The organism is Roseicyclus persicicus, from assembly GCF_012395815.1.
GTDB classification, from domain to species: Bacteria; Pseudomonadota; Alphaproteobacteria; order Rhodobacterales; family Rhodobacteraceae; genus Roseicyclus; species Roseicyclus persicicus.
Genome location: NZ_JAAZQQ010000006.1, coordinates 126,878 through 145,709 on the forward strand (window position 1 = coordinate 126,878; position 18,832 = coordinate 145,709).

The following is an 18,832-nucleotide window of genomic DNA, read 5'->3' on the forward strand; positions in this document are numbered from 1 at the left end:
GACCCGGCGCCCCGCCGCGGCCACAGGCGCGATTTGCCCAGCAAATCGCCCCCCGGCGACGGCGCAGCCGGCGCAACCCCTGCCTCAGCCCTCGTCGACCACCTCGAACAGCGTCGGCACCGCCGGGCAGGGCGTCAGGTCGTTCTGCACCACGTCCGACAGCCGCGTCTGGTGCAGGAACACGTAGACATGCGCCGACAGGCTCTCCCACAGCCGGTTCGTCATCGACTGCGCCCGCGTGCCCGACACCGCGCCCGTCGCCCCCGCCCCGGTGTGCAGCGCGCTCACCGTCTCGTCGACGGCGGCGAAGATCTCCACCACCCGGATCTCGCTCGACGGCCGCGCCAGACGGTAGCCGCCGCCCGGCCCCCGCGCCGACTCGACCAGCCCCGCGCGCCTGAGCTTGACGAACAGCTGCTCCAGGTAGGGCAAGGAAATGTCCTGCCGCTTCGACAGCTCCGACAGCGCCACCAGCCCCTCGCCCCTCTGCATGGCGAGGTCGGTCATCGCCACCATCGCGTAGCGCCCCTTGGTGCTGAGCTTCATCGCCCCCCCGCCCCCTGCAAAGATTGACCTTTCGGGCCGGCACGCTTAACTGCGGATCGACCCCGACGCGGCTTGCCGGCGCCGGCCAGATTGGAACGGTTCTAGGGAGCGGCCCGTGACGCGTCAAGCGCACGCGCCCCGACGGACCACCCGGAAGGAGACATGGATTGCCCGAGGTGATTTTCCCCGGCCCCGAAGGCCGGCTCGAAGGCCGCTACCATCCGCAGAAGGTGAAGGACGCGCCGATCGCCATCATCCTGCACCCGCACCCGCAGTTCGGCGGCACGATGAACAACCGGGTCGTCTACAACCTGCACTACGCCTTCCACAAGATCGGCTTCACGGTGCTGCGGTTCAACTTCCGCGGCGTCGGGCGCAGCCAGGGCGAATACGACCAGGGCATCGGCGAACTCAGCGATGCCGCCTCGGCGCTCGACTACCTGCAGTCGATGAACCCCAATTCCAAGCATTGCTGGGTCGCGGGCTTTTCCTTCGGGGCCTGGATCGGGATGCAGCTGCTGATGCGGCGGCCCGAGATCACGGGCTTCGTCTCGGTCAGCCCGCCGGCCAACATGTACGACTTCAGCTTCCTCGCGCCCTGCCCGGCCTCAGGGCTCATCATCAACGGCGCCTCCGACCGCGTGGCCAAGCCGCAGGACACCCGCATCCTCGTCGACAAGCTGCACGAACAGAAGGGCATCACCATCACCCACGACGAGGTGGAGGGCGCCGGCCACTTCTTCGAAGATCCGCACATGGACCCGATGATCGACCGGGTGCAGGCCTACGTGCGCCGCCGGCTGACCGAGACCACGCGCTGAGGGACGGGCCATGAGCCGCATCGCCGAGGAACTGGCCGATCAGCTCGCGCGGGACACCATCGCCGCGGCGGAGGAGATCGGCGATGACCGGCTGATCGAGACCATCGCGCAGGCCGTGGGCGCCTCCTCGCCCACGACGGAGGAGCTGTTCCGCACCCTGGTGCGGGTCCGCGTGGCCGAGGCCCGCGCGCGCAAGCTGCTCGAGGCCCGCGTCGCCGCCGCCAAGGCCGCCGCGCCGCCCGGCTGAGGCGCTACTCCAGCGCCTCGACCAGCACGAGATCGCGCTCCGACGCGCCCTGCGCGTGGCTCAGCGCCTCCTGGTAGGTCGCGCTCTCGTAGCAGGCGTTGGCCGCGGCCAGGCTCGGGAACTTCGCCACCACGTTCCGCGGATGGGCGCGCCCCTCCTTCTGGATGGCCTGCCCGCCGCGGGCGAGGAAGACGCCCCCGTGCTCGGCGATGGCCTTGGTCGCAAGGGCCGCATACTTGGCATAGGCCGCGTCGTCGGACACGGTCACATGGGCGATCCAGAAGGCTGCGGGCATCGTCTCAGGCTCCCTTGAGGACGGATTCGGCGGCGGCGATGGCCGCCTCGGACTGGCTGGCATCCTTGGCGCCGCCCTGGGCGAAATCGGGCCGGCCGCCGCCACCCTTGCCGCCCATGGTCTCGACCGCCGCGCGCACCAGGTCGACCGCCGAGACGCGGCCGGCCAGGTCCGCGGTGACGCCCGCCGCGACCGCCGCCTTGTCGCCGGTGTCGGCGATCAGCAGCACCGCGCCCGAGCCCATCCGCGCCTTGTGCTCGTCGATCAGGCCCGCAAGATCCTTGCCGGTGACGCCGGTCAGCGCCTGCGCGTGGAAGGCGATGCCGTTCACCTCGCGCGCGGCCGGGGCCGCGGCGCCCGCGCCGCCCGCCATGGCGAGCTGCCGGCGCAGCTGCGCGACCTCGTTCTCCAGCTTGCGGCGCTCGTCCTTGAGTGCGCGCACGCGGTCGATGAGCTCGGCCGGCGTCGCGTTCATCTCCTGCGCCAGCGCGCCCACGCGCTGGTCCTGCTCGGACAGGTAGGCAAAGGCCGCGGGGCCGGTCAGCGCCTCGATCCGCCGCACGCCCGCGGACGACGCGCTGTCCCCCAGCGCCACGAAGACGCCGATGTCGCCCGTCTGCCGCACATGGGTGCCGCCGCAGAGCTCGATCGAATAGGTCCGCCCGTCCGTGCCCTTGCCCGAGCCCGGCAGCGCGCCCATCGACACCACCCGCACCTCGTCGCCGTATTTCTCGCCGAAAAGCGCCTGCGCCCCGATCTCGCGCGCCGCGTCCGGCGTCATGATCCGGGTCTCGACGGCCGTGTTCTGGCGGATGAAGTCGTTCACCTCGCGCTCGACCTGCTGCAGCTCGGCCGGGCTCAGCGCCTTGCCGTGGCTGAAGTCGAAGCGCAGCCGGTCGGGCGCGTTGAGGCTGCCCCGCTGCGCGACGTGATCGCCGAGCGCGCGGCGCAGCGCCTCGTGCAGCAGGTGCGTGGCGGAGTGATTGGCGCGGATCGTGGTGCGGCGCCCGTGGTCCACCTCCAGCTCCGCGCCCTGCCCCGGCTTCACCTCGCCCTCCGTCACCTCGGCGAGGTGCAGGAACAGCCCCGCGACCTTCTTGGTGTCGGTCACGCGGGCCGCGCCCGTCGCGGTGCGGATCATGCCGGTGTCGCCCACCTGGCCGCCGCTCTCGCCATAGAAGGGCGTCTGGTTGACGACGATCGTCACCGCCTCGCCCTGTGTCGCGGCGTCCACCGCCGCGCCATCGCGCACCAGGGCCAGCAGCTGCCCCTCGGCGGTCTCGGTGTCGTAGCCGAGGAACTCGGTCGAGCCGTGCCTGTCGGCGAGGTCGTACCAGATCGCGGCATCGGCCTGTTCGCCCGAGCCCGCCCAGGCGGCGCGCGCCTTGGCCTTCTGAGCCTCCATCGCGGCGTCGAAGCCCGCGGTGTCGACCGCGCGGCCCTTCTCGCGCAGCGCGTCCTGCGTCAGGTCCAGCGGGAAGCCGTAGGTGTCATAGAGCTTGAAGGCCGCCTCGCCGGGCAGCGCCGCGCCGTCGGGCAGCCCCGCCAGTTCCTCGTCCAGCAGCCGCAGGCCGCGGTCGAGCGTGGTGCGGAACCGCTCCTCCTCCAGCTTCAGCGTCTCGGTGATCAGCGCCTGCGCGCGGCCGAGCTCCGGGTAGGCCTGGCCCATCTGGCTCACCAGCGCGCCCACCAGCCGGTGCATCAGCGGGTCCTTCGCGCCCAGCTGGTGCGCGTGGCGCATCGCGCGCCGCATGATCCGCCGCAGCACGTAGCCGCGGCCCTCGTTCGACGGCATCACGCCGTCCGCGATCAGGAACGAGCAGGAGCGCAGGTGGTCGGCGATCACCCGGTGATGCACCTTCTGCGGGCCGTCGGGATCGACGCTGGTGGCGTGGGCCGAGGCCTCGATCAGCGCGCGCATCAGGTCGGTGTCGTAGTTGTCGTGCTTGCCCTGCAGCAGCGCGCCGATCCGCTCCAGCCCCATGCCGGTGTCGATCGACTGCATGTCGAGCGGGCGCATGGAGCCGTCGGCGAACTGCTCGTTCTGCATGAACACGACGTTCCAGATCTCGATGAAGCGGTCGCCGTCCTCGTCCGCGCTGCCCGGCGGGCCGCCCCAGATGTGGTCGCCGTGGTCGTAGAAGATCTCGGTGCAGGGGCCGCAGGGGCCGGTCGGGCCCATCTGCCAGAAATTGTCGGAGGTCGCGATGCGGATGATCCGGTCCTCGGGGACGCCGACCTTCTTCCAGATCTCGAAGGCCTCGTCGTCGGTGTGGTAGACCGTCGTCAGCAGGCGCGTCTTGTCGATCCCGAAGTCCCTGGTGATCAGCTCCCAGGCGAAGGGGATCGCGTCGGCCTTGAAGTAGTCGCCGAAGCTGAAATTCCCCAGCATCTCGAAGAAGGTGTGGTGGCGCGCGGTGTAGCCGACGTTGTCGAGGTCGTTGTGCTTGCCGCCCGCGCGCACGCATTTCTGCGCGGTGGTGGCGCGGCGGTAGTCGCGGTGCTCGATGCCGAGGAACAGGTTCTTGAACTGCACCATGCCCGAGTTGGTGAACATCAGCGTCGGGTCGTTGCGCGGCACCAGCGGGCTCGAGGCCACGACCTCGTGGTCGTTGCGGCGGAAGTAGTCGAGGAAGGTGGCGCGGATGTCGTTGAGGCTGGCCATCGGGTCTCGCTCGGGGTCGGTGTCGGGTCAGGCCCGTCCTCTATCCCCGGGACCTTCGCCTGTCCACAGGACTTGACGCCGTGGGGTCCGGGGCGCGGCGTTTTCCGCACGGAAAACGCACGGCAAAACCCGAGTTTTGCCGTGCGGAAAACCCGGGTTTTCCGCCACCCCGCCCGGCCGAACGGAAAAAAGGGCGGCCCGCCGGCCGCCCCTTCTCACACCGCGCCCGCAGGCCGGTCAGTCGTCGACCATGTCCATCGGGCCGTCGTCGCCCGCGCCCATGCCGAAGTCGAGCCCGTGGGCGCCGCGGATCTTGTCCTCGATCTCCAGCGCGACCGCGGGGTTGTCGCGCAGGAACTGCTTGGCGTTCTCGCGCCCCTGCCCGATCCGCTCGTCGCCGTAGGAATACCAGGAGCCCGACTTCTCCACGACACCGGCCTTCACGCCCATGTCGATCAATTCGCCGGTCTTGGAGATGCCCTCGCCGTACATGATGTCGAACTCGACCTGCTTGAAGGGCGGCGCCACCTTGTTCTTGACCACTTTCACGCGGGTCGCGTTGCCCACCACCTCGTCGCGGTCCTTGATCGACCCGATGCGGCGGATGTCGAGCCGGACGGAGGCGTAGAACTTCAGCGCGTTGCCGCCCGTCGTCGTCTCGGGGGAGCCGAACATGACGCCGATCTTCATGCGGATCTGGTTGATGAAGATCACCATGCAGTTCGACCGCGCGATCGAGCCCGTCAGCTTGCGCATCGCCTGGGACATGAGCCGCGCGTGGACGCCCACGGACGAATCGCCCATGTCGCCCTCGAGCTCGGATTTCGGCGTCAGCGCCGCGACCGAGTCGACCACCACCATGCTGACCGCGCCCGAGCGCACCAGCGTGTCGGTGATCTCCAGCGCCTGCTCGCCGGTGTCGGGCTGCGAGATCAGGAGCTCGTCGAGGTTCACGCCCAGCTTCTTGGCGTACTGCGGGTCGAGCGCGTGTTCGGCGTCGACGAAGGCGCAGACGCCGCCCTTCTTCTGCTCCTCGGCGATGCAGTGCAGCGTCAACGTGGTCTTGCCCGAGCTTTCGGGGCCGTAGATCTCGATGATGCGGCCCTTGGGCAGGCCGCCGATGCCGAGTGCGATGTCGAGGCCCAGCGAGCCCGTGGACGTCGCCTCGATGTCCTTCATGGCGTTGTCGCCGCCGAGCTTCATTATCGAGCCCTTGCCGAACTGGCGTTCGATCTGGGCGAGCGCGCTGTCGAGCGCCTTCTGCTTGTCGGCGGAAATACGGTTGGTCATGTCGAGAAGGGTCGCTGTTGCCATGGGGTCCGCTCCTTATTCCACGTCACCGGGGGCGCGGCAACGGGATGCTCGTGTTCACCTCTTGTTCTGTTTCCTTTGTGCAAACAAAACGCGAACATGGCAAGGGAAATCTTGCACGCGCCGAGGATTGCCCCGAAGGGTTAAGGAGTCGTTGACGCGGCCGGTGCGGCGCGGAGGGGGACGGATGCTGGTGTTCTGGAAGGCAAGGCTGGTGCTGCTCGCGGTGCCCAAGACGGGGACGACCGCGCTCGAGGCCGCGCTCCTGCCCCATGCCGACGCCGCGATCCTGAACCCGCCCGACAAGAAGCACGTCACCGCTCGGCGCTGGCGCAACCAGCTGGCGCCCTTCTTCGAGAACCGGGGCACGCGGCGGATGGAGACGATGGCGGTGATCCGCGAGCCGCTCGACTGGCTGGGCAGCTGGTACCGCTACCGCGCCCGGCCCGAGATCGCGGGCAGCGAGACCTCGACCGCGGGGATCGGCTTCGACGCCTTCGTCGAGGGCTGGCTGAGCGACCCCGAGCCGGAATTCGCCCGCGTCGGGCGGCCCTCGCGCTTCGTGTCGGACGGCGACGGCAAGATCATCGTCGACCACCTGTTCCGCTACGAGGCTCTGGACAAGGCCGTGGCCTTCCTCGAGGCGCGGCTCTCAGTCAGGTTGGACCTGCCGCGCCGCAATGTCTCGCCCAAGGCGCCGCTGGCGCTGGACCCCGCGCTCGAGGCGCGGCTCCGGCGCGAGGCGGCCGCCGATTTCCGGCTCTGGGAGCAGCTCGGCTGATCAATGCAGCTGCCGGCGCACGGTCTCGGTCAGGTCGCTGAGCGAGAAGGGCTTGGGCAGGAACACCGAGTTCGGGATGCCGATCGAGCCGTCCTCGAGCTGATCCTCGGCATAGCCCGAGACGAACACGACCTTGACGTCCGGCCGCATCTCCAGCGCCCGGCGCACCCAGGACGGGCCGTCCATGCCCGGCATCACCACGTCGGTCAGGAACAGGTCGATCTCGAGCGAGGCGTCGCCCAGCCGCTCCAGCGCCTCCTCGGCGCAGGCGGCCTCGATCACAGTGTAGCCCCGGAGCCGCAGCGCGCGCGCCGCGAAGGCCCGCACCGGCGCCTCGTCCTCCACCAGCAGGACCACGCCCTGCGGCCTCGCGCCCGGCGCGGCGTCGGTCGCGGCCGCGGGGGCCGAGCCGTCGGCGGCGGCCTCGGCCTCGGGGGCGGCGTCATGGGCGGGGACGTAGATGGTGAAGGTGGACCCCACCCCCACCACGCTGTCCACGAAAATGTAGCCGCCGGTCTGCTTGACGATCCCGTAGGCCATGCTGAGCCCGAGCCCGGTGCCCTCGCCCACGCGCTTGGTGGTGAAGAAGGGCTCGAAGATCCGCGACAGCTTGTCGGGCGGGATGCCGTGGCCCTGGTCGCGCACGCGGATGGTGACGTAGCGGCCCGGCGGCACCTCGGCGCGGTCGCGGAACAGCGGCTCGGCCAGCGTGACCATCCGGGTCTCGACCCGGATCTCGCCGCCCTCGGGCATGGCGTCGCGCGCGTTGACGACGAGGTTCATGATCACCTGGTCCAGCTGCCGGCGGTCGGCGCGGATCGGCAGCAGCGCGGGGTCGTGGCTCAGGGCGAGGGTGATCCGCTCGCCCACGAGCCGGTTCAGCAGATGCATCAGCTCGCCCATCGAGTCGCGCAGATCGAGGATCTCGGGCTCCAGCGTCTGCTTGCGCGAGAAGGCCAGCAGCTGCCCCACCAGCGAGGCCGCGCGGTTGGCGTTCTGGTTGATCTGCGCAAGGTCGGCGTAATCCGGGTCGCCCTGGTCGTGGCGCAGCATCAGCAGGTCGCAATGCCCGCTGATGGCGGTCAGCAGGTTGTTGAAGTCATGCGCGATCCCGCCCGCCAGCTCGCCGATGGCCTGCATCTTCTGGCTCTGGACGAACTGCTGTTCCAGCGTCTTCAGCTCGGTCGCGTCGTGCAGCACGGCCAGCAGCGACGGGCCGGTGCCGTCGGTGATGCGGCTGAGCGAGATCTGCAGGAACACCTCGGTCTCGCGGCGACGCGCGCGGACGACCTCGGGGCGGTTGGGGATGCGCTCGGCCAGCGTGTCCATCACCCAGTCGTTCACCGGCCGGCCGAGCCCCTCGACGAACTGCGACAGCGGCCCGGCGGCGTCGCGCGGGATGCCGAGCAGCGTCTGGGCGTGCCGGTTGGAGGCCAGCAGCCGCCCGTCCGGCCCGATGTGCAGGAGCGCCACCGGCAGCGCCTCGAAGGCGCGGGCGGCGACCGAGGCGGCCGGCGGTTCGGCCAGCCCCGGCACGGCATAGACCTCGCGCCGCCCGTCGCGGGCGGTGACGACGACGGGGATCACCTCGATCGGGCCGTCGCCGGACAGCAGCCGCGCGCGCCGCCCCGGCACCACCGGCAGCTCGCCGAACACCTCCTCCATCGCGGTGGCGCGGCGGCCGAGCACGTCGCGCATCGCCGCGTTCATCGACAGGATGGTGTCGGAGTGGCTGACCACCATCATCGGCAGGCTGATGCCCTCGCCGGCGTGGTGGGCGGCCGCGGTCTGGTCGTCGACGCGCCAGAAGATCCCCTCGGCCAGCCGGTGCGCGGTCAGCCGCACGGCGCCGCGGGGGGTCAGCACCGTCTCGTGTGCGATGCGGCGGCGCTCCAGCGCGGTCTCGTGGCGGAACACCACGGCGGCGGCGTTGGGCAGCAGCCCGGCGATGGCGCGGGCCATCGGCTGCCCGTCCTGGGGGCCGAACCGCCGACGCGCGGCGGCGTTGGCGGCGACGATCGCGCCGCCCGCCTCGGTGCAGAAACAGGCCGAGGGGTCGTGTTCCATGAGCCTCAGCGCCGCCCGCAGGTCGCCGCGCGCCCGGCGCCGGCGCACCAGGCCGCGCGCCACCGACAGAGCCGCCGCCGAGAACGCCCCGCCGGTCACCGCCCAGAGCGCGATACCCGGCCCCGTGCCGCCCACGGCCAGCGCCCCCAGCATGGCGGACAGGCCGAAGATCACCAGCGCCAGCGGCTGCACGGGAAGGCGGGATCCGGGGATCAGACGCCGGGAAACATCCGCCTCGTTGGTCAACTGGACCCCCCACATGGTCGCCAGGCCCGGCATGGGCCGCCGCTGGTGTAGCCTCCGAATGGTTAAATGATACTTAAGACGGCCGCGCCGCGCCACGAAAGAGGCGCGCGGTCAGGGCGCGCGCAGCACCGCGTGGAAGAACCCGTCCGAGGCGGTGAGCGGGGTCTCCGCCCCCTGCCCCTCCGGCGTCCAGCCCGGATGCGCCGCGAGAAAGCGCGCGACCTGGTCCTCGTTCTCGGGCCGGAACAGCGAGCAGGTCATGTAGACCAGCCGCCCGCCCGGTGCGACCAGCCGGGCCGCCTTGCGCAGGATCGCCGCCTGCGTCTCCTGCAGCGCGGACAGCCGCTCGGGCATCAGCCGCCACTTCGCCTCGGGGTCGCGCCGCCAGGTGCCCGAGCCGGAACAGGGCACGTCGCACAGCACCGCGTCGAAGGGCGCCGCGCCTGCCAGCCCCGCGCCCGGCAGGTCCGTCACCGTCACCCCGGCGCGCGCGGCCCGCGGGGCGAGGTCGGCCATCCGCCGGGGTTCGGCGTCATGGGCGAAGACCCGGGCCTCGGTCAGGTCGGCCAGCGCCAGCGCCTTGCCGCCGCCGCCCGCGCAGTAGTCGAGGATGCGGCCCGCCGGCCAGTCCACCGCCGCGACGGCGCGCTGCACCGACAGGTCCTGCGGCTCGACCCAGCCGTCGGCAAAGGCGGCCGCGGCCTTGACCCGGCGCGCCCCGGATGTGACCTCCAGCGCCGTCGCCGCGCGCGGGTCGGGCACCGCCTCGACCCCGTCCTCGGCCAGCCGGGCCGCCGCCTGCGCGACCGTCGCGCGGCGCCGGTTGACCCGCAGGAACAGCGGCGCGCGATGGCGGAACCCCTCCAGCAGGGCCGGCAACCCGTCGCCCACCCGCGCCTCCAGCATCGGCAGCGTCCAGCCCGGCACGTCCAGCCGCGGGTCGGGCGCCGGCCCTTCCGCCTGCGCCTCCCCGGCCGTCAGCGGCGCCGGCGCATGGCCCTCGCCGGTAAAGACCGCCGCCGGGTCCGCGCCCTGCAGCCGCACCAGCCCCAGCATCAGCGCCCGACCCGTCCCGCCCCCGCCGAGCACCGCGCAGCTGCCCTTGGCGCGCAGCACGTCGTAGACATGGTCCCGCACCGCCGCCCGGTCCTTGGACCCGGCATAGCGCGCCCCCCGGCCCCAGTTGGTCAGCGCCTGTTCGGCCGGCACCCCGGACAGCCACGCGTCGAGCACGCCGATGGCCGCCCCGACGCGCGCCGCCGGGGTCACGGGATCACCTCAAGATCACCCCGCATCGCCTTCAGCCCAAACGGTAATTCGGGCTCTCGCGGGTGATCTGCACGTCGTGGACATGGGATTCCTTGAGGCCCGCCCCGGTGATCCGCACGAACTTGCAGTTGGCGCGCATCTGCTCGATCGTGGCGTTGCCGGTGTAGCCCATCGCGGCGCGCAGGCCGCCCACCAGCTGGTGGACCACCGTGCCCGCGGGCCCCTTGTAGGGCACCTGCCCCTCGATCCCCTCGGGCACCAGCTTGTCGCTGGCCGCATCCTTCTGGAAATACCGGTCGGCACTGCCGCGCGCCATCGCGCCGAGGCTGCCCATGCCGCGGTAGCTCTTGAAGCTGCGGCCCTGGTAGAGGATCACCTCGCCCGGGCTCTCGTCGGTGCCGGCGATCATGCTGCCGACCATGGCGCAATGGGCGCCGGCCGCGATGGCCTTGGCGAAATCGCCCGAATACTTGATCCCGCCATCCGCGATCACCGGCGTGCCGCTGGCCGCCGCGGCCTCGGCGCAATCCATGATCGCGGTCAGCTGCGGCACGCCCACGCCCGCCACGATCCGCGTGGTGCAGATCGAGCCCGGCCCGATCCCCACCTTCACCGCGTCCGCGCCCGCGTCGATCAGGGCCCGCGTCGCCTCGCCGGTGGCGACGTTGCCGGCCACCACCTGCACCGCGTTCGACAGCGCCTTGACCCGCTCGACCGCGCGCGCCACGCCCTCGGAATGGCCATGCGCGGTGTCGATCACGATCAGGTCGCAGCCCGCGTCGATCAGCGCCTCGGACCGGGCAAAGCCTGCATCGCCGACCGTCGTCGCGGCGGCGACGCGCAGCCGGCCCAGCTCGTCCTTGCAGGCGTTGGGGTTCAGCACCGCGCGCTCGGTGTCCTTCAGCGTCAGCAGGCCCGTCAGCTTGCCCTCCGCATCGGTCACCAGGAGCTTCTCGATGCGCCGCGCCTTCATCAGGCTGATCGCCTCGGCCCGGTCGGCGGGCTCGCGCAGGATGGCGAGGTTGTCCGCCGTCATCATCACCCGCACCGGCGTGTCGTCCCGCTGGGCGAAGCGCATGTCGCGGTTGGTGACGATGCCGACTACCCGGCGCTGTTCGTCCACCACCGGGAAGCCGGTGAAGCCGTAGCGCTCCATCAGCGCGCGGGCATCGGCCAGCGTCTGCTCGGGCGTCAGGGTGACGGGGTTGTAGACGATCCCGCTCTCGAATCGCTTCACGCGGCGCACCTCGCGCGCCTGCGCCTCGACGTCGAGGTTGCGGTGGATCACGCCCATGCCGCCGGCCTGCGCCATGGCGATGGCCATGCGCGCCTCGGTCACGGTGTCCATGGCGGAACTGAGCAGCGGGATGTTCAGGGTGATCGACTTCGTCACCCGGGTGCGCGTGTCCGCCTCGGACGGCAGGACCGAGCTTGCCCCCGGCACCAGCAGGACGTCGTCAAAGGTGAGTGCCTCGCGAATCTCCATCGGGGTCTCCTTGGGCTTCGGCGTTGGCACGTCCCTATCTCATGGGGCGCGGGGAAGGGAAAGACCGAAATCCGGGGCGCTTCAGCCGCGGAATCCCGTCGCCACGACGAACTTTTCCGAACTGTCCGACCGGCTCGCCGGCGGCTTCACGTTGGCCACCTTGTCGAAGCGCTGCTTCAGGAGCGTCTGCAGGCTGCCCTCGGCGCCCCCCGCCAGCACCTTGGCCACGAAGGTGCCCCCCTCCTCCAGCACGTCGAAGGCCAGCTCCGCCGCCGCCTCGCAGAGCGCCACGATCCGCAGGTGGTCCGTCGCCTTGTGTCCCGAGGAGGCCGCCGCCATGTCGCTCATCACCACGTCCGCCTTGCCGCCGAGCCAGCCCTTCACCGTCTCGTCCGCGCCGTCCTCCATGAAATCCAGCACATGCAGCTCGGCTCCCGCGATCGGCTCCACCTCCTGCAGGTCCACGCCGATGATCCGGCCCACCGGCTTGCCCGGCTTCTCCCCCAGCGCGTTGATCCGCGGCACCGCCACCTGGCACCACCCCCCCGGCGCGCAGCCGAGGTCGACCACCCGCGCCCCCGGCACGAGGAAGCGGAACTTGTCGTCAAGCTCCATGATCTTGTACGCGGCGCGCCCGCGATACCCCTCGCGCCGCGCGCGCTGGACATAGGGGTCGTTCAGCTGCCGCTCCAGCCACAGGGTGGAGCTCAGCTTGCGCCCGCGCGCGGTCTTGACCTTCGCCCGCAGCTCGCGCTGCCCGCGCCCGCTGCCCGACTTGCCGCTCGGCCCCTTCACCATCCCCGTCTCCGCGCCCCTGGCTTCATCTTTCCCCAAATACGCACGGCGGCACGCAAGGGAAAGGGCCAGCGCCCGGATCGGCGCGCCTCGCCCGCCAAGGGGCCCGCGCCGCGCACCGCGGCGCGCCCCCGGCGACGGCGCAGCCGGCGCAACCCCAGCGCTGCGATCAGGCGCGCACGTCGACGACCACGCGCCCCCGCACCTGCCCCTTGAGGATCGCGGCGCCCAGACCCGGCAGGTCCGCCAGCCCCGCGGGCTCGACCATCGCCTCGAGCTTCTCCATCGGCAGGTCGCGCGCGATCCGCTCCCAGGCCCGGACGCGGGCGTCGTAGGGCTGCATCACGCTGTCGATGCCCAGCAGGTTCACGCCCCGCAGCAGGAACGGGATCACCGTCGCCGGCAGGGCCGCGCCGCCCGCAAGCCCCACCGCCGCGACGGAGGCGCCGTATTTCATCTGCCCCAGCACGCGGGCCAGCATCGCGCCGCCCACGGCATCGACGCAGCCCGCCCAGGTCTCGGCCTCGAGCGGCCGCTTGACCGTCTCGGCCAGCTCCTCCCGCGCGACGATGCGCGCGGCACCCAGGCCCTTCAGGTAGCCCTCCTGCTCGGGCCGCCCGGTGACGGCCGCCACCTCGTAGCCGAGATGCGCCAGGATCGCGGTCGCCACCGACCCCACGCCGCCCGCGGCACCGGTGACCAGAACCTCGCCGTTCGAAGGGGTTAGTCCGTGATCCTCAAGCGCCATCACCGCCAGCATCGCGGTGAAGCCCGCCGTGCCCACGGCCATCGCCGCCCGCGTCGTCAGCCCCCCGGGCAGCGGCACCAGCCAGTCGGCCTTGACGCGCGCCTTCTCGGCGTAGCCGCCCCAGTGCACCTCGCCCACGCGCCAGCCGGTCAGCACCACCTTGTCGCCGGGGCTGTAGCGCGGATCGTCCGACGCCTCGACCGTGCCGGCAAAGTCGATTCCGGGCACATGCGGGTAGCTTCGCACCAAGCCGCCGCCCGGCCCGAGGCAGAGCCCGTCCTTGTAGTTCACGGTGGAATACTCGACGGCGACCGTCACGTCGCCCGCGGGCAGCCGGTCCTCGCTCAGCGTCTGCACGGCGCCGTGCGTCTTGCCGTCCTCGTCCTTCTCCACCACCAGCGCGCGGAATGCCATGTCGTTTCCCCTTCTTCCTGCGTCACGCGAAGATCGCGCGACAAATCTTTGATATCAGGCCCAGAACCCGTCGCGCACCCGCGCGGGCAGCGGCCCGTCCTGCGTGACCACGCTCAGCGCCGTGCCGGCGTCCCAATGGGTCATGCGCACCATCCCGATCGCCGCGCCGCAGCCGTGGTCGGGCGAAACGGCGGCCGAGGTCACCTGCCCCACGCGCCGGTCGCCGGCCATCAGCGGCCAGGCCCGGTCGCAGCGCGGCAGGGCGGTGGCGTCGATCTCGATCGCGCGGACCTGCTTCACCGGCCCCTCCTTGGCGACCCGCAGCAGCGCGTCGCGCCCGATGCAGCCGATCGCGGTGGCGGTGTTGCAGAAGCGCCCGAGCCCCGCCTCGTGCGGCGTGTTCTCGCGCGTCATGTCGTTGCCGTAGCTGAGCAGCCCGCCCTCGATCCGCTCGATGGCGTTGGGGCAGCCCGCCGCCACGTCGAGGTCGCGGCCCGCCTCCATCAGCGCGTGCCAGAGCGGCATGGCGATGTCGCCCCCCTCGACGTAGATCTCGAAGCCGCCCTGCTTGGAATAGCCCGACCGCGCGATCACCAGCGACCGGCCCTGGAAGTCGAAGATGCCGAAGCGGAAGAAGCGGATCGCCCGCACCCCGTCGCCGAACACCCGCGCCATCAGATCGTCGGACTTCGGCCCCTGCACGGCCAGCGGCGAGACGTCGGGCTCGTCGATCAGCACGTCCAGCCGGTAGCCGTGGGCGATGCCCTTGACCCACAGCAACAGGTCACTGTCGGCGATGGAGATCCACCAGCGGTCCTCGGCCAGCTTGACCGCGACGGGGTCGTTCAGCATCCCCCCGGTCTCATCGACCATCGGCACGTAGTAGCACTGGCCGGGCAGCATCCCCCGCAGGTCGCGGGGCGTCAGCATCTGCACCAGCTTGCCCGCGTCGGGGCCGCGCACCTCGACCTGGCGCTCGCAGGCCACGTCCCAGACCTGCACCGCCGATTTCAGGTGGCGGTAGTCCTCCTCCATCGACCGGAACACGGTCGGCAGGAGCATGTGGTTGTAGACCGTGTAGGCCTTGACCCCCGCGGCCTCGACCCCGTCCGAGAAGGGCGTGCGCCGGATCCGGCGGGAGGGAGAAATCAGTGCCATTCCGGAACCTCGTCGGGCATGAAGGGCAGATCGGTGTCGTCGGGCCGCGCGCCCGCGGCGGTCAGCATGGCGTGGACCTGCCCGCGGTGGTGGGTCTGGTGGTTGAAGAAATGCACGACGCACAGGCCGTAGGGCTTGGCCATGTCACGGCCGAGGACGAAGGAATGCCAGCGCAGCTCGCCCGCCAGCTCCTCCTCCGTCACCATCCAGGCCCAGCCGGCGATGCGCGCGTCGAGCCTCGGGCGCTCGGCCCAGAGCGTCGCCCAGTCGTAGCGCGCCTCCGACCCCGCGATGCCGCCGCCCGGCCCCTCGCCGCCGTCGAAGCGCGCCATCCACATCAGGTCGCCCCACATCAGGTGGCTGAGCGTCGCCCGGATCGAGCCGAAGAAGGCGCCCCGGTCGGCCTCGCGCGCGGCGGCGTCCAGCGTGGCCGCGGCGTGGTAGAGCGACTGGTTCTGCCACGCGTTGTAGCGCGCCAGGGTCTGGCAGTAGGCGGGGGTGATCATCGGTTACTTGCCCGAGCTGCCGGACCAGTCGATGGCGCAGATCTCCCCGGATTTGCCCGAAAGGTCCCAGACCCGGCCGAAATCGCGCACCTTGGACTTGAGCCCGCGGGCCGCGATCACGTCGGGGCCCATCCAGTAGCGGGTGTTGGTCATCACCACCGGCTCCTCGGGGTTGGCGCCCTCCAGCATCTCGATCTCGCCCTGGATCTTGCGGCCGACGTAGAGGCCCCGGCGGCGCCCGTCGCGGACGATCTCGACCCGCTCGCGCTCGGCGTGGATGATCTCGGACACCAGGATGGTGAACAGGCCCGTGGTGCCGCCGGCCGCGCCCGACAGGATCTGCAGCAGCCCGTTGTAGGCCTTGCCACTGGCGCGGTCGTCGATGTAGGCGGCGACCTTCCAGTTGCCCTCGGCCATGCGGCCGGGGATCTCGACCATCAGGCCCACGTTCAGGCCCGACAGGCTTTCGCCCTCGTAGTGCCCCTCGTCGATGGCGATGGCCATCCACGCCTTGCAGCTGCCCTCGGTCGGCGGGTGCTTCCCGAGGCTGACCACGCAGGGGCAGAACACGGTGCAGTTGCAGTTGAGGAACAGCTCGCCCTTGATGGCCCAGTCGGTCGGGCGCATCTGGCGGCGCTTGGGGCTGTCCATGCGCTGGTCGATGCGCTGGCTGACCGGCAGGCGGTCGGCGTCGGGGCGGTGGCGTAGCGACATGGGTCTGGTCCTCCCTAGGCTTGTCCCAAAAGCCCCGCGGCGAGGGTCAGGACACCCGCGCCGATCAGGGCGAACCCCAGCGGCCGCGTGATCCGCGCGCCGATCTCGGGCAGTTTCTCGAGGGCCATCACCAGGGTCGCAAGCCCCATGAAGGCCAGGTTCATCACGCCGCCGACGAAGGCGAGCGCCATCAGCGCCCAGCAGCAGCCAAGGCAGGCGGCCCCGAGGCGCAGGCCGTTGCGCCACGCCCCCTCGCCCCAGTGCTGGACGAAAAAGGCCAGCGGCGCGCGGCACTGCGTGAGGCAGGCGTCCTTGAGCGCCGAGAACTGGTAGCCGCCCGCGAGGATCAGCAGCAGCCCCGACAGGACCGCCGACTGGCTGTCGCCGAAGACGGTCACGTAGCCCGCCTGGTAGAGCGCCAGTTGCAGCGCGGCGGCCAGCACGGAGAAGCCAAGCCAGACGGCCATGTAGCCCGCCAGCAGCCCCCCGAAGCGCCCGCCGCCCCGCGCCGACAGGTCGTCGTAGACCGCGAAGGCCGGCAGCGCGGTGGGCGCCATCATCGCCGCCGACATGATCGCCCACATGGCGGTCAGGCCCAGGAAACCGGCCGCGTCGGGCGTGGCCACGCACAGGCTGAGCAGGAGGTCGAGGCCGTAGACCGCCCCGAGGTCGCGCAGGTCGGCCGGCACCGCCATCGCGTAGAGCAGGCCCCAGCCGCCAAGGATCAGCGCGTAGAGCGCCAGCCAGTGCGGGCTCCCCATCGAGCGGATGCGCGCGGCGAGCATCGGCGTCCTCCCAAACGACTCTCCTCTTGCCAGGAGAATTGTCAGACTTTTAAATGTCTGACAAATGAAAATCGATCCCTCCAGCCCCGCGGGCCTGTCGGCCCAGATCGCCGGCGCGATCCGTGACGCCATCATGGCGGGCAAGCTGATCGTGGGCGACCGGCTGCCGTCCGAGGCCGAACTGGCGGAACAGTTCGCGGTGTCGCGCCCCACCGTGCGCGAGGCGCTGAAGCGGCTGGCGGCGCAGTCGCTGATCCGCACCCAGCGCGGCGCCTTCGGGGGCGCCTTCGTGAACCGGCTGTCCTACGAGGACGCGCACGCCCAGCAGATCACCACCTCGACGCTGCTGCTCGGAATGAACGAGGTCAGCTTCGACACCGCCTGCGAGGCGCGGTTCGCCATGGAGCGGGCTTGCGCGCACCTGGCCGCGGACCGCCGCACGCCCGACCAGCTGGCCACCATGCGCGCCGAGATCCACCGGCAGGGCCAGCCCGGCCTGACGGACGAGGCGTTCTGCGCCTCGGACGTGGCGTTCCACCGGGCGCTGGTGGATGCCGCGGGCAACCCGGTGCTGTCCTACCAGCTGGCCGGCGCGGTCGAGGCGATGCAGCCGCTGATGAACATGATCACCTTCACCGCGCGATCCCGCGGGGCCATCTGCGCGCTGCACACCCGCATCGCCGACGCCGCCGAGGCGCGCGACGGTGCAGGGGTTGCCGCCGCCTTGGGCGAGCTCGAGGCCTATACCCGCGCGCTTGCCCAATCCGTGTTCGCCGCCCGCGCGCAGGCCGCCGCCGACCCGCGATAACCCTTGCGATCATTGAGCAAGCGCCCTACGTAACCACGCGGTCAAACCATCACTTCCAACCAACAGGGAACCCAGCACATGACCCATCGCACGGCCCTCGGCACCGCCCTGGCCCTCGCGCTTTCCATCCCCGCCTATGCCCAGGCGCAGGACCTCCTGGCGTTCGAATATTCCGGTTTCGAGAACCCGGATTTCCACCAGCCCTACATCGCCGAGCACGGCACCTCGCCCGAGTTCGTGTTCTTCGGCGACGAGGACGAGGCGTTCCAGCGCCTTCTCGCCGGGTTCCGCTCGGACGTGACGCAGATCTGCGCAGGCTCGGTGCCGCGGTGGCAGGGGTCGGGCATCATCGAGCCGTGGGACCGGGCGCAGATCGCCGCCTACGACACGCTGAGCAGCGACCTGCTGGGCGAGGATGTCCGGTCCGGCGCCACCGAGCTGTGGTGGGTGCCCGCGAACTTCGGCTCGACCGCCGTGGCCTACAACGCCGAGCAGGTGCCGGCCGAGGACGTGGCCAGCCTGTCGATCTTCACCAACCCGGCCTATGCCGGCCGCCTGTCGATCCCCGACAACGTCGATGACGCCTACGCGCTGGCCTACCTGGCCACCGGCGTGACCAACTGGGCCGACGTCACCGACGAGCAGTTCGAGGCCGCCACCGCCTGGCTGCGCAGCATCCACCCGAACCTCCTGACCTACTGGGTCGATCCCGGCGAGATCCAGCAGCTGATGGCCTCGGGCCAGGTGCTGGCCGCGTGGGTGTGGAACGAGGTGCCGGTGGCGCTGGCCGGCGAAGGCTTCCCGGTGGGCTTCAACCGCAACACCACCGAGGGCTCGAGCGTGTGGCTCTGCGGCTACGTGAACATGGCCGACGGCCCGGGCGCCGAGGACCTGGCCTACGACTACATCAACGCGATGCACTCCGAGGCGTCGGCGCAGCCGCTGCTGGACAACGGCTTCGGCACCGCCAACACCGCCGCGCTGGAATCGCTGGGCGCCGAGCAGCTGGAGGCCGCGGGCCTCGGCTCGGCCACCGTGCCGCTTCTGGCGCAGCTGCCGATCTCGGACGAGCAGCGTGCCCGCCAGGCCGAAGCCTTCGAGCGGATCAAGGCCGGCTTCTGAGCCGACCCTGTCACGACAACCGGACGGGCGCCCCATCGCGGGCGCCCG

The 18,832-nt window shown here is 71.2% G+C and carries 18 protein-coding genes; 5 read left to right on the plus strand and 13 right to left on the minus strand.

The window, feature by feature from the left end; genetic code table 11:
• Positions 1-84: 84 nt before the first annotated feature.
• Positions 85-546, minus strand: coding sequence for a Fe-S cluster assembly transcriptional regulator IscR (gene iscR, locus HCU73_RS15970; RefSeq protein WP_168624481.1), 462 nt, complete (start codon positions 544-546; stop codon positions 85-87).
• 167 nt (positions 547-713) lie between these two features.
• Between iscR and HCU73_RS15975 the strand changes: the two genes are divergently transcribed.
• The gene (locus HCU73_RS15975) at positions 714-1,367 is read left to right on the plus strand and encodes an alpha/beta hydrolase (RefSeq protein WP_168624482.1); all 654 of its coding nucleotides are present in this window, start codon (positions 714-716) and stop codon (positions 1,365-1,367) included.
• 10 nt (positions 1,368-1,377) lie between these two features.
• Positions 1,378-1,614 carry a hypothetical protein gene (locus tag HCU73_RS15980; RefSeq protein WP_168624483.1) on the plus strand — a complete coding sequence of 79 codons (237 nt, stop codon included), beginning with the start codon at positions 1,378-1,380 and terminating at the stop codon, positions 1,612-1,614.
• Positions 1,615-1,618: 4 nt separating this feature from the next.
• On the opposite strand, the gene HCU73_RS15985 is transcribed toward HCU73_RS15980, so the two are convergent.
• From HCU73_RS15985 to recA, 3 genes are all read right to left on the minus strand, one after another.
• A complete protein-coding gene (locus HCU73_RS15985; protein ID WP_168624484.1) occupies positions 1,619-1,909 on the minus strand; it encodes a DUF1330 domain-containing protein in 291 nt (96 codons plus the stop codon).
• Between the two features lie 4 nt (positions 1,910-1,913).
• On the minus strand, positions 1,914-4,574 hold the full coding sequence (gene alaS, locus HCU73_RS15990; protein WP_168624485.1) for an alanine--tRNA ligase: 2,661 nt from the start codon (positions 4,572-4,574) through the stop codon (positions 1,914-1,916).
• 237 nt (positions 4,575-4,811) lie between these two features.
• On the minus strand, positions 4,812-5,888 hold the full coding sequence (recA, locus tag HCU73_RS15995; protein WP_168624486.1) for a recombinase RecA: 1,077 nt from the start codon (positions 5,886-5,888) through the stop codon (positions 4,812-4,814).
• Positions 5,889-6,072: 184 nt separating this feature from the next.
• Between recA and HCU73_RS16000 the strand changes: the two genes are divergently transcribed.
• Positions 6,073-6,666: a sulfotransferase family protein gene (locus HCU73_RS16000; protein ID WP_168624487.1), complete on the plus strand. Its 594-nt coding sequence runs from the start codon at positions 6,073-6,075 to the stop codon at positions 6,664-6,666.
• On the opposite strand, the gene HCU73_RS16005 is transcribed toward HCU73_RS16000, so the two are convergent.
• From HCU73_RS16005 to HCU73_RS16045, 9 genes are all read right to left on the minus strand, one after another.
• Positions 6,667-8,886 carry an ATP-binding response regulator gene (locus HCU73_RS16005; RefSeq protein WP_420853590.1) on the minus strand — a complete coding sequence of 740 codons (2,220 nt, stop codon included), beginning with the start codon at positions 8,884-8,886 and terminating at the stop codon, positions 6,667-6,669.
• A gap of 204 nt (positions 8,887-9,090) precedes the next feature.
• Positions 9,091-10,248, minus strand: a complete 1,158-nt coding sequence (locus HCU73_RS16010) for an RsmB/NOP family class I SAM-dependent RNA methyltransferase (protein ID WP_168624488.1) — start codon at positions 10,246-10,248, stop codon at positions 9,091-9,093.
• A 31-nt stretch (positions 10,249-10,279) separates the two neighbouring features.
• On the minus strand, positions 10,280-11,734 hold the full coding sequence (gene guaB, locus HCU73_RS16015; protein ID WP_168624489.1) for an IMP dehydrogenase: 1,455 nt from the start codon (positions 11,732-11,734) through the stop codon (positions 10,280-10,282).
• An 81-nt stretch (positions 11,735-11,815) separates the two neighbouring features.
• Positions 11,816-12,532 (minus strand): RlmE family RNA methyltransferase, encoded by a 717-nt coding sequence (locus HCU73_RS16020; RefSeq protein ID WP_168624490.1) that lies wholly within the window; start codon positions 12,530-12,532, stop codon positions 11,816-11,818.
• Between the two features lie 166 nt (positions 12,533-12,698).
• Complete coding sequence (gene acuI, locus HCU73_RS16025) at positions 12,699-13,691, minus strand: acryloyl-CoA reductase (protein WP_168624491.1); 993 nt, start codon at positions 13,689-13,691, stop codon at positions 12,699-12,701.
• 54 nt (positions 13,692-13,745) lie between these two features.
• Positions 13,746-14,849, minus strand: coding sequence for a dimethylsulfoniopropionate demethylase (locus HCU73_RS16030; protein ID WP_168624492.1), 1,104 nt, complete (start codon positions 14,847-14,849; stop codon positions 13,746-13,748).
• Positions 14,840-15,355: a DinB family protein gene (locus HCU73_RS16035; protein ID WP_168624493.1), complete on the minus strand. Its 516-nt coding sequence runs from the start codon at positions 15,353-15,355 to the stop codon at positions 14,840-14,842. The genes HCU73_RS16030 and HCU73_RS16035 overlap by 10 nt, the downstream gene beginning before the upstream one ends.
• Before the next feature lie 3 nt (positions 15,356-15,358).
• Positions 15,359-16,069 carry a DUF1326 domain-containing protein gene (locus tag HCU73_RS16040; protein ID WP_168624494.1) on the minus strand — a complete coding sequence of 237 codons (711 nt, stop codon included), beginning with the start codon at positions 16,067-16,069 and terminating at the stop codon, positions 15,359-15,361.
• 14 nt (positions 16,070-16,083) lie between these two features.
• Positions 16,084-16,854 (minus strand): DUF2182 domain-containing protein, encoded by a 771-nt coding sequence (locus HCU73_RS16045; protein ID WP_239025607.1) that lies wholly within the window; start codon positions 16,852-16,854, stop codon positions 16,084-16,086.
• 64 nt (positions 16,855-16,918) lie between these two features.
• Between HCU73_RS16045 and HCU73_RS16050 the strand changes: the two genes are divergently transcribed.
• The gene (locus HCU73_RS16050; protein ID WP_168624495.1) at positions 16,919-17,662 is read left to right on the plus strand and encodes a FadR/GntR family transcriptional regulator; all 744 of its coding nucleotides are present in this window, start codon (positions 16,919-16,921) and stop codon (positions 17,660-17,662) included.
• Positions 17,663-17,740: 78 nt separating this feature from the next.
• Positions 17,741-18,784, plus strand: a complete 1,044-nt coding sequence (locus tag HCU73_RS16055) for an extracellular solute-binding protein (RefSeq protein ID WP_168624496.1) — start codon at positions 17,741-17,743, stop codon at positions 18,782-18,784.
• The last annotated feature ends 48 nt before the right edge of the window (positions 18,785-18,832 follow it).